General features: G+C 52.0%; 7 protein-coding genes and 1 pseudogene. 7 read left to right on the top strand and 1 reads right to left on the bottom strand.

Translation table 11 applies throughout. From position 1 onward, the window contains the following. Positions 1-385: 385 nt before the first annotated feature. Positions 386-2143, bottom strand: a complete 1758-nt coding sequence (gene ycaO / locus ACTBDZ_RS12450) for a 30S ribosomal protein S12 methylthiotransferase accessory factor YcaO (RefSeq protein WP_438815543.1) — start codon at positions 2141-2143, stop codon at positions 386-388. Positions 2144-2412: 269 nt separating this feature from the next. On the opposite strand from ycaO, the gene serC reads away from it, so the two are divergent. The 7 genes and pseudogenes from serC to ACTBDZ_RS12415 all read left to right on the top strand — a co-directional run. Continuing rightward, positions 2413-3498, top strand: a complete 1086-nt coding sequence (serC, locus tag ACTBDZ_RS12445) for a 3-phosphoserine/phosphohydroxythreonine transaminase (protein WP_438815542.1) — start codon at positions 2413-2415, stop codon at positions 3496-3498. 141 nt (positions 3499-3639) lie between these two features. Further along, positions 3640-4926, top strand: a complete 1287-nt coding sequence (aroA, locus tag ACTBDZ_RS12440; RefSeq protein ID WP_438815541.1) for a 3-phosphoshikimate 1-carboxyvinyltransferase — start codon at positions 3640-3642, stop codon at positions 4924-4926. Positions 4927-5112: 186 nt separating this feature from the next. Beyond that, positions 5113-5805, top strand: a complete 693-nt coding sequence (gene cmk, locus ACTBDZ_RS12435) for a (d)CMP kinase (RefSeq protein ID WP_438815540.1) — start codon at positions 5113-5115, stop codon at positions 5803-5805. Between the two features lie 123 nt (positions 5806-5928). Continuing rightward, positions 5929-7602, top strand: a complete 1674-nt coding sequence (gene rpsA, locus ACTBDZ_RS12430; RefSeq protein WP_438815539.1) for a 30S ribosomal protein S1 — start codon at positions 5929-5931, stop codon at positions 7600-7602. Between the two features lie 98 nt (positions 7603-7700). After that, the gene (gene ihfB / locus ACTBDZ_RS12425) at positions 7701-7985 is read left to right on the top strand and encodes an integration host factor subunit beta (protein ID WP_438815538.1); all 285 of its coding nucleotides are present in this window, start codon (positions 7701-7703) and stop codon (positions 7983-7985) included. Positions 7986-8223: 238 nt separating this feature from the next. Further along, positions 8224-9018 (top strand): Tar ligand binding domain-containing protein, encoded by a 795-nt coding sequence (locus ACTBDZ_RS12420; protein ID WP_438815537.1) that lies wholly within the window; start codon positions 8224-8226, stop codon positions 9016-9018. A 60-nt stretch (positions 9019-9078) separates the two neighbouring features. Then, positions 9079-9204 (top strand): annotated as a pseudogene (locus ACTBDZ_RS12415) (IS5/IS1182 family transposase); the annotation flags it as partial.

The following is a 9204-nucleotide window of genomic DNA, read 5'->3' as shown; positions in this document are numbered from 1 at the left end:
GGTTACGGATGGTAACGTGGGGAGTACTCATGCTGATTGGTCTGCAAAAAGCAGTAATAAATTCAGAACTTCAGAATACCGTCAAGTCCCGAAAAAAGAAAAATCAGGTGCGGAATGACGGTTAAATGATATGCGTTTTTGTATCATTTCGGTGTTGTGAGTTGCTGCAAATTAATTAAAAATTCACTATTTAATAACAATAAGTACATTATTCTTCATTTTATGAGAAATGCCGAATTATTCGAATTACGCAGCTATAAGATAATTGGATGATGACATCTTGCGTGTTGCTGGAAAATTGATCGAAAAAAACAAGGTTGCCGTTTGAGGTCACAACAGTGTGAATGCTCCCCGGCGTTAACCGGGGAGGACGGGAGCTACGGCATTAGCCCCAGAAACGACGCTTCGCCGCTTGCAGTTTCTCGTAAGCTGCCAGCAGCGATTGGTGTGCAGGCAATGTGGAGAAGGTGTCATCGACGTCAAACAGCCCGTAGAAACACTGCTCACCGGCAATAGCCGCGCTCGCGGCGTCGACGGTGTCGCTGCCGTACATTTTGACAAACGCATCGTAATACTGCGATGGCTCACGCTCTTCGTCCAATGCCAGCGTCAACAGCGTCTGCAAACAGCGGTAGTAGTTGCTGCGCGATGAGCTGAAGACGGAGCTGTTGAAATCCTGCGTCCATTCCGCCCAGATTAGGGCCTGTTCCAGATCGCCGCCTGCCAGCGCCAGCATCGCTTTTAATTCACCGATACGTAGCGTGAGCCAGCCGTTATCCTTACCAGTTGCCAGCCCTAGCAGTTCGCGCACGCGGGTGAAGTCATCAAAACCTTCATCATCCAACTGAGCGATCAGATCGAGATACGCCTGCTTTTCCCACTGGCTGCCGGGCAGGGAGAGGATGGTCTCGCGTAAATGCACACCCATACTGTTGTTTGCCAACAGCAGATCGTCTGCCGGATAAATGTCGGACATCCCCGGCACGATAATGCGGCAAGCGTAGACAGACAGGTGCTCGTAATCGGCGATGTACACCTCTTTGTGCTCTTTGTGGAAAATTGCTATCAAGGTAGCAAATTCCTGCTCGGTGCTGCCTTTAAAGCTCCAGTCGACAAAGGGATAATCCGCGTCGGTTTTAAACAAATCCCAGGAGATCAAACCGCTGGAATCGATAAAGTGGGTTTCCAGATTGGCATGATCCGCCACATCATCATTGTCGAAGCTCGGCGGGGTAAAGACATCGAGATCTTTCAACCCGCGTCCTTGCAGCAGTTCGGTGACGGTACGCTCCAGCGCTACACCGAAATCAGAGTGTGCCCCGAAAGAGGCGAAGCAGGTGCCGTTGCTGGGGTTGAACAGCACCACACAGATCACCGGATAGTTGCCGCCCAGCGAGGCGTCATAGGCAAGGATCGGGAACCCTTCTTTTTCCAGCGTGGCGATGGCTTCCACCACGCCGGGGTAACGTTGCAACACGCTGTCCGGGATGGTTGGCAGGCTGATGGCTTCAGCAATAATGCGGTTCTTGATGTGGCGTTCGAACACCTCAGACAACCCCTGCACACGCGCTTCATTGGCGGTGTTGCCAGCGGACATCCCGTTGGAAACGTAGAGGTTACCGATGATATTCATCGGGATGTAGACGGTGGTGTTATCGGATTGGCGGGTAAACGGCAGGGCGCAGATGCCGCGTTTGTCGTTGCCGGATTGCAGATCCACCAGCATGCTGGTGCTCAATTCGTTATCAGGATCGTAAAATGCGCGCAGGTGATCATCCAGAATCCCCTGCGGTAAGCTGTTATCGTCCGGCAGCGGGAACCACTGCTCGTTCGGGTAGTGTACGAAATCGCCGTTAGCGATTGACTTGCCCAGATAGAAGTCGGCAAAGAAGTAGTTGGTGGAAAGACGCTCGAAATATTCACCTAAGGCTGAGGCCAGAGCGGCTTTCTTGCTGGCGCCTTTGCCGTTGGTAAAACACAGCGGGCAATCTTTGTCGCGAATATGCACGGACCAGACGTTAGGCACCGGGTTCAGCCAGGAGGCTTCTTCGATGTTGAACCCCAGGTCACGGAGTTGCTGTTGAAAACGGGCGATGGAGTCTTCCAGGGCGGCGTCTTTGCCTGGGATGAATGTTTGGCTCATGATTGTCACTTTTCTCTTTTATGGGACGAGCATCATACGGATTTTTCACGGACAACTCCACGCTGTCGCCGTGCGGGTTTTATACGGGAAAGCGTAATAAGGATTGCAGCGAGAAGGAGCCAGTGATAAAAACAAATGATGACGGTTGCTGCAAAAAACCATGATGGCTGCTGCAAATAGCCAACGTGGTTGTTGCAAAAAATCATAATAGTCGCTGTAAAACAGACAAAACGTTAAAAATAGTCGTACTAAACACGTGGTGAGGGGAAATGACACAAGTTTTCAATTTTAGCGCCGGTCCAGCCATGCTGCCGGTTGAAGTGTTGCGTCGTGCCGAGCAAGAGTTGTGTAACTGGCGTGGGCTGGGAACGTCCGTAATGGAAATCAGCCACCGCAGTAAAGAATTTATGCAGGTAGCGGCGGAAGCCGAGCAGGATCTGCGCGATCTGTTAAAGATCCCCTCCAACTATAAAGTGCTGTTTTGCCAAGGGGGGGCGCGCGCGCAGTTTGCTGCCGTGCCGCTCAACCTGCTGGGTGACAGCGCTAAAGCGGACTATATCGACGGTGGTTACTGGGCGCACAGTGCGATTAACGAAGCGGAAAAATACTGCAAACCGAACGTTATTGACGTGAAAACCCGCATTGACGGCCTGCGCGCCGCCAAACCGATGCGTGAATGGGCTCTGTCTGACGATGCCGCTTTTGTGAACTACTGTCCGAATGAAACCATTGATGGTCTGGCAATTGAAGAAACGCCTGACTTTGGCGACAAGATTGTGGTCGCTGACTTCTCCTCCAGCATCCTGTCCTGCCCGATCGATGTCAGCCGTTTCGGTGTGATTTATGCCGGTGCGCAGAAAAACATTGGCCCTGCCGGTTTAACCTTGGTGATTGTGCGCGATGACCTGTTGGGTAAATCCCGCAGCGTGCTGCCGTCGGTGTTGGATTACAAAACGCTGGCCGATAACGACTCCATGTACAATACGCCGCCGACCTTCGCCTGGTACCTTTCTGGCATGGTATTCAAATGGCTGAAAGAGCAGGGTGGCCTGGTGGAAATGGAAAAACGCAATCGCGAGAAAGCGGATCACCTTTACGGCGCTATCGACAGCAGCGATTTCTACCGTAACGATGTGCTGGCCGCCAACCGCTCACGCATGAATGTGCCGTTCCTGCTCGGTGACGACGCGCTGGATAAACTGTTCCTGGAAGAGTCCAAAGCGGCTGGGTTGCATGCGCTGAAAGGCCACCGCGTAGTGGGGGGGATGCGTGCGTCGCTGTACAACGCGATGCCGCTGGAAGGTGTACAGGCGCTGACTGCCTTTATGGCGGATTTTGAACGTCGCCACGGCTAATACCGCAGCGAGTGACGCCGTGGTTTGCCCGCGGCGTTGCAGGTCGTACCGTTGTCGCAGAACGTGAAGCGGCAACCTGTTACCAGTAAACCCCGGTGTGCACCGGGGTTTCTTATGTTGATGACCGGAGTTAAGAGTTACATGCAGGAATCCCTTACCCTACAGCCTATTTCCCTGATCGATGGTGTGATTAACCTTCCCGGTTCGAAAAGCGTCTCTAACCGTGCTTTGTTGCTGGCGGCATTGGCAACGGGGACGACGCGTTTGAAAAACCTGCTCGATAGCGATGACGTTCGCCATATGCTGGACGCGTTGCAACTGTTAGGCGTGCAATATCAGCTTTTGCCCAGCCGCACCGAGTGCGACGTCACCGGTATTGGTGGACCGTTCAGCGCGTCGCAACCGTTAGAACTGTTTCTTGGCAATGCGGGCACGGCGATGCGTCCGCTGGCCGCCGCGTTATGCTTGACGCAAGGCGATATTGTTTTGACCGGCGAGCCGCGTATGAAAGAGCGCCCGATCGGCCATCTGGTGGATGCGTTGCGCCAAGGTGGCGCGACCATCGACTACCTTGAGCAGACCAACTATCCGCCATTGCGCCTGCACGGCGGTTTCCAGGGAGGTGAGATCGCCGTGGATGGCAGCGTCTCCAGCCAGTTCCTGACCGCGTTGCTGATGACAGCGCCGTTGGCGAGTAAAGACACCCGCATCAGTATCAAAGGCGATCTGGTGTCCAAGCCCTATATCGATATCACGCTGCGCATGATGAAAGATTTTGGCGTTGAGGTGCACAACGATAATTACCAGCACTTCAGCGTACAGGGCAACCAACAATACCGTGCGCCAGGTGAGTATCTGGTGGAAGGTGATGCCTCTTCCGCTTCCTATTTTCTGGCGGCGGCGGCCATTAAAGGCGGAACGGTCCGTGTTACGGGCGTGGGGCGCAACAGCGTGCAAGGCGATATCCGTTTTGCTGACGTGCTGGAAAAAATGGGTGCCATTATCCGCTGGGGCGATGACTATATCGAGTGTCAGTGCGGTGAGTTGCATGCCATCGATATGGACATGAATCATATCCCCGATGCGGCCATGACGATTGCCACGGCAGCGCTGTTTGCCGAGGGCGGCACCACGACGCTGCGCAATATCTACAATTGGCGCGTAAAAGAGACCGATCGTCTTGCGGCAATGGCGACTGAGCTGCGCAAAGTCGGTGCGACGGTGGAAGAGGGGAACGATTATATTCGCATTACGCCTGCCCCTCAGTTACGTTTTGCAGAGATCGGCACCTACAACGATCACCGTATGGCGATGTGTTTCTCGCTGGTGGCATTATCCGATACACCAGTGACCATTCTCGACCCCAAATGTACGGCAAAAACCTTCCCTGACTATTTTCAACAGTTGGCGCGTCTGAGCCACGGTTAATAACCGGACGGTGGTTGCACTTTTCCTGTCGGGCGGGCCTATGCCCGCCCGCAGTTTTGCAAGGCATCTTCTGAAATTTTATCTTTCTCCGGGTGTTAGGTTAACGGTTTTGCTCGTTGGCGCGTATAATGAGGCACCGTAAGTCGTAACAGACCTCGCGGTTGACCCGAGTAATAGGAGAAAGAGATGGCGGTAACGGCACCGGTAATAACGGTTGATGGGCCGAGTGGCGCAGGCAAGGGAACGCTGTGCAAGGCGTTGGCAGAAACATTGCAGTGGAATTTGTTGGACTCGGGCGCGATTTATCGCGTGCTCGCCTTGGCTGCCTTACATCATCAGGTTGATATCGGTTCGGAAGAAGCGTTAGTGCCGGTGGCGTCACACCTTGACGTGCGTTTCATTGCTGAAGACGGGCAACTGAAAGTGATTCTGGAAGGCGAGGACGTCAGTAACGAAATTCGTAATGAAACGGTCGGTAACACCGCCTCGCAGGCGGCCGCTTTTCCGCGTGTGAGAGAAGCCTTATTGTGCCGTCAACGCGCGTTTCGAGAAGCGCCGGGACTGGTAGCGGATGGCCGCGATATGGGTACGGTGGTGTTCCCCGATGCACCTGTGAAGATTTTTTTGGATGCCAGCGCGGAAGAACGTGCACAACGACGCATGCTACAGTTGCAGGAAAAAGGCTTTAATGTTAACTTTGAACGTCTTTTGTCCGAGATAAAAGAACGGGATGCGCGCGATCGGAATCGTCCGGTAGCACCGTTAATCCCTGCCGCAGACGCGCTGGTGTTGGATTCGACCGATATGTCTATTATTGATGACGTTATTGCGAAATCGCTCATTTACGCGCGTAAAATCCTTGCTCAATCACAGAGTTGATTGAGGCGCGGTATAGCATTTTTTTTTTAACCTTGTTGTAAGGATAACAGCAGGGCATGTGAAACAACCCCATCAAGCAGGATGCCAGATGGACGTTAAATTGAAACCCTTAAGATTAACAACATGACTGAATCTTTTGCTCAACTCTTTGAAGAATCGCTGAAAGGAATTGAAACTCGTCCGGGTTCCATCGTTCGCGGCGTTGTCGTTGCTATTGATAAAGATGTCGTACTGGTTGACGCTGGTCTGAAATCTGAATCTGCCATTCCGGTAGAGCAATTCAAAAACGCACAAGGCGAACTCGAAATCCAGGTGGGTGACGAAATTGACGTTGCCCTGGACGCGGTAGAAGACGGTTTCGGCGAGACCCTGCTGTCTCGTGAGAAAGCGAAACGCCACGAAGCCTGGCTGATGCTGGAAAAAGCCTACGAAGAAGCTGCGACCGTTACCGGTGTTATCAACGGTAAAGTGAAAGGCGGCTTCACGGTTGAACTGAACGGCATCCGTGCATTCCTGCCGGGTTCTCTGGTTGACGTTCGTCCGGTTCGCGACACGCTGCACCTGGAAGGCAAAGAGCTTGAGTTTAAAGTGATCAAGCTGGATCAGAAACGCAACAACGTTGTCGTTTCCCGCCGTGCCGTTATCGAATCCGAGAACAGCGCTGAGCGCGATCAACTGCTGGAAAACCTGCAAGAAGGCATGGAAGTTAAAGGTATCGTTAAGAACCTCACTGACTACGGTGCATTCGTTGACCTGGGTGGCGTTGATGGTCTGCTGCATATCACTGATATGGCGTGGAAACGCGTTAAGCATCCGAGCGAAATCGTCAATGTTGGCGATGAGATCACTGTGAAAGTGCTGAAGTTCGACCGCGAACGTACTCGTGTGTCCCTGGGCCTGAAACAGCTGGGCGAGGATCCGTGGGTTGCTATCGCTAAGCGCTACCCGGAAAACACCCGTCTGACCGGTCGTGTGACCAACCTGACTGATTACGGCTGCTTCGTAGAAATCGAAGAGGGCGTTGAAGGTCTGGTACACGTATCCGAAATGGATTGGACCAACAAAAACATCCATCCGTCCAAAGTGGTTAACGTGGGCGACGTGGTTGAAGTTATGGTTCTGGATATCGACGAAGAACGTCGTCGTATCTCCCTGGGCCTGAAACAATGCAAATCCAACCCGTGGCAGCTGTTCGCTGAAACCCACAACAAGAGTGACCGCGTAGAAGGTAAGATCAAGTCTATCACTGACTTCGGTATCTTCATCGGTCTGGATGGCGGTATCGATGGTCTGGTACACCTGTCTGACATCTCTTGGAACGTGGCTGGCGAAGAAGCCGTTCGCGAATACAAGAAAGGTGACGAAATCGCCGCTGTTGTTCTGCAAGTTGACGCAGAGCGCGAGCGTATCTCCCTGGGCGTTAAACAACTGGCGGAAGACCCGTTCAATAACTATCTGTCACTGAACAAAAAAGGTGCGATCGTAACGGGTAAAGTCACTGCTGTTGACGCAAAAGGTGCTACAGTTGAATTAGCAGATGGCGTTGAAGGTTACCTGCGTGCTTCTGAAGCATCTCGTGACCGTGTAGAAGATGCTACGCTGGTTCTGAACGTAGGCGATGAAGTTGAAGCCAAATACACCGGTGTTGATCGTAAAAACCGTGTTGTAAGCCTGTCTGTACGTGCGAAAGACGAAGAGGATGAGAAAGACGCTATCGCTACCGTAAACAACAAACAGGAAGAAGGTAACTTCTCCAGCGCAATGGCTGAAGCGTTCAAAGCAGCTAAAGGCGAGTAATAGGGTGGGGTGAGTCGGCCGCGGCTGGCTCATTCTGTTACGGTAGTAAGTCAATCGTGGCTATCCAATATTGATATAACCACGCACTTGGAGGAATTATGACCAAGTCTAAACTGATCAAAAGACTTGCTGGACAGCAATCTCATATCCCGGCCAAGGTGGTTGAGGATGCAGTGAAAGAGATGCTCGAGCAGATGGCGGCAACGCTGGCTGATGGTGATCGCATTGAGATCCGAGGGTTCGGCAGTTTTTCACTTCACTACCGTGCACCACGCGTTGGGCGCAATCCGAAAACCGGTGAAAAGGTGGAGCTGGAAGGTAAATACGTTCCCCACTTTAAACCGGGTAAAGAACTGCGCGATCGTGCAAATATTTATGGCTGATACGCCGAGATAACCTGCACGGAACACCGTGGTATTACTTGCAATAGACTGTAATGTCTAGCTTTTTAGAAAGGCACCTGTTAAAGGGTGCCTTTTTTATTGCCGCCAAACCCAACTATCTTGCAATCGTTGTCAATATTGCGAGGTTTCCGCCAAAAGCGCAAAGCGCCGATAAACCCGTCCGTTATGTCAACCGATAACCTTATTAAGTCTATGGTTTACTTTGTAAGGGAGTAACATGTTGAAAAATATATCGATTCGTACAGGGTTATTAGCGTTGCTCGGTGTGATGGCAGCTCTGTTATTGCTGGTAAGCGCTACGGGGATCATTGCTATCAATAAAAGTTACGATGCGCTCGTGGTGCTAAATCGTATTCAGGGCGTGGAACTGGGCAATTTGGCGAGCAGTAACACCAATATGCAGCGCGTGCGTGTGGCGGCTTCTTTTGCGATTCGCGCGTTGGAAACGCAGCAGTGGGATGAGGCCATGGCGGCGGCGGGCCGTTCCGGGCAATATGCCAGTGCGGCGAAGGACGATCTTGATCGCTTTTTTGCTGCAACCGAGGGCACCGGGCAGGGAGAAATACTGGCTCAGGATATCGCCCTAGCCTATAAAAATTATTACGAAAATGGCATTTTACCGATGCTCGATGCGCTAAAAAGTCGCGATATTGAGCGTTATTACCAATATCAGGTCACCCAGCTCAAGCAACTTGGGACCGTCTTTGATAAAGCCAACAAAACCTATTTCGACTATGCCCAGCAGGCTGGGGTCAATCAGCTAACGCAGGCTTCAGAAGGCCGGGTGCGTATGCTGTGGCTTATCGGTGCGTGCTGCGCCGCTGTAGTAATGTTGATTGTGGTGTCATGGTTGGTGCTGCGCGCGCTGCTGCTCAAACCGCTCACCAGTGCCATCAACCACCTGGAGTTTGTCGCTGCGGGTGATTTAACCCAAACGTTGCCTGCATCGGCAAAGAATGAACTGGGGCGATTAAACAGCGCGTTGCACGATATGCAGGGCTTTGTTGAATAAATAGAAAGTTTGGGTAATCATCGGAACAGATCACCATAGTTGTTTCAAAATCAGGTCTCAATGGCAAAACAAAATTTTAAAATCACTAACTGGCCCTCCTATAACAAGGCCCTCAAGCAGCGCGGTTCTCTAACCGTATGGCTAGATGAATCAGCCATTGCTGCATGGACGGAAAAAACGACTACT

It is taken from the genome of Symbiopectobacterium sp., from assembly GCF_051710365.1.
GTDB lineage: Bacteria > Pseudomonadota > Gammaproteobacteria > Enterobacterales > Enterobacteriaceae > Symbiopectobacterium.
The sequence above is the reverse complement of the archived record's forward strand: the minus strand, read 5'-3'. Positions and strand labels throughout refer to the sequence as shown.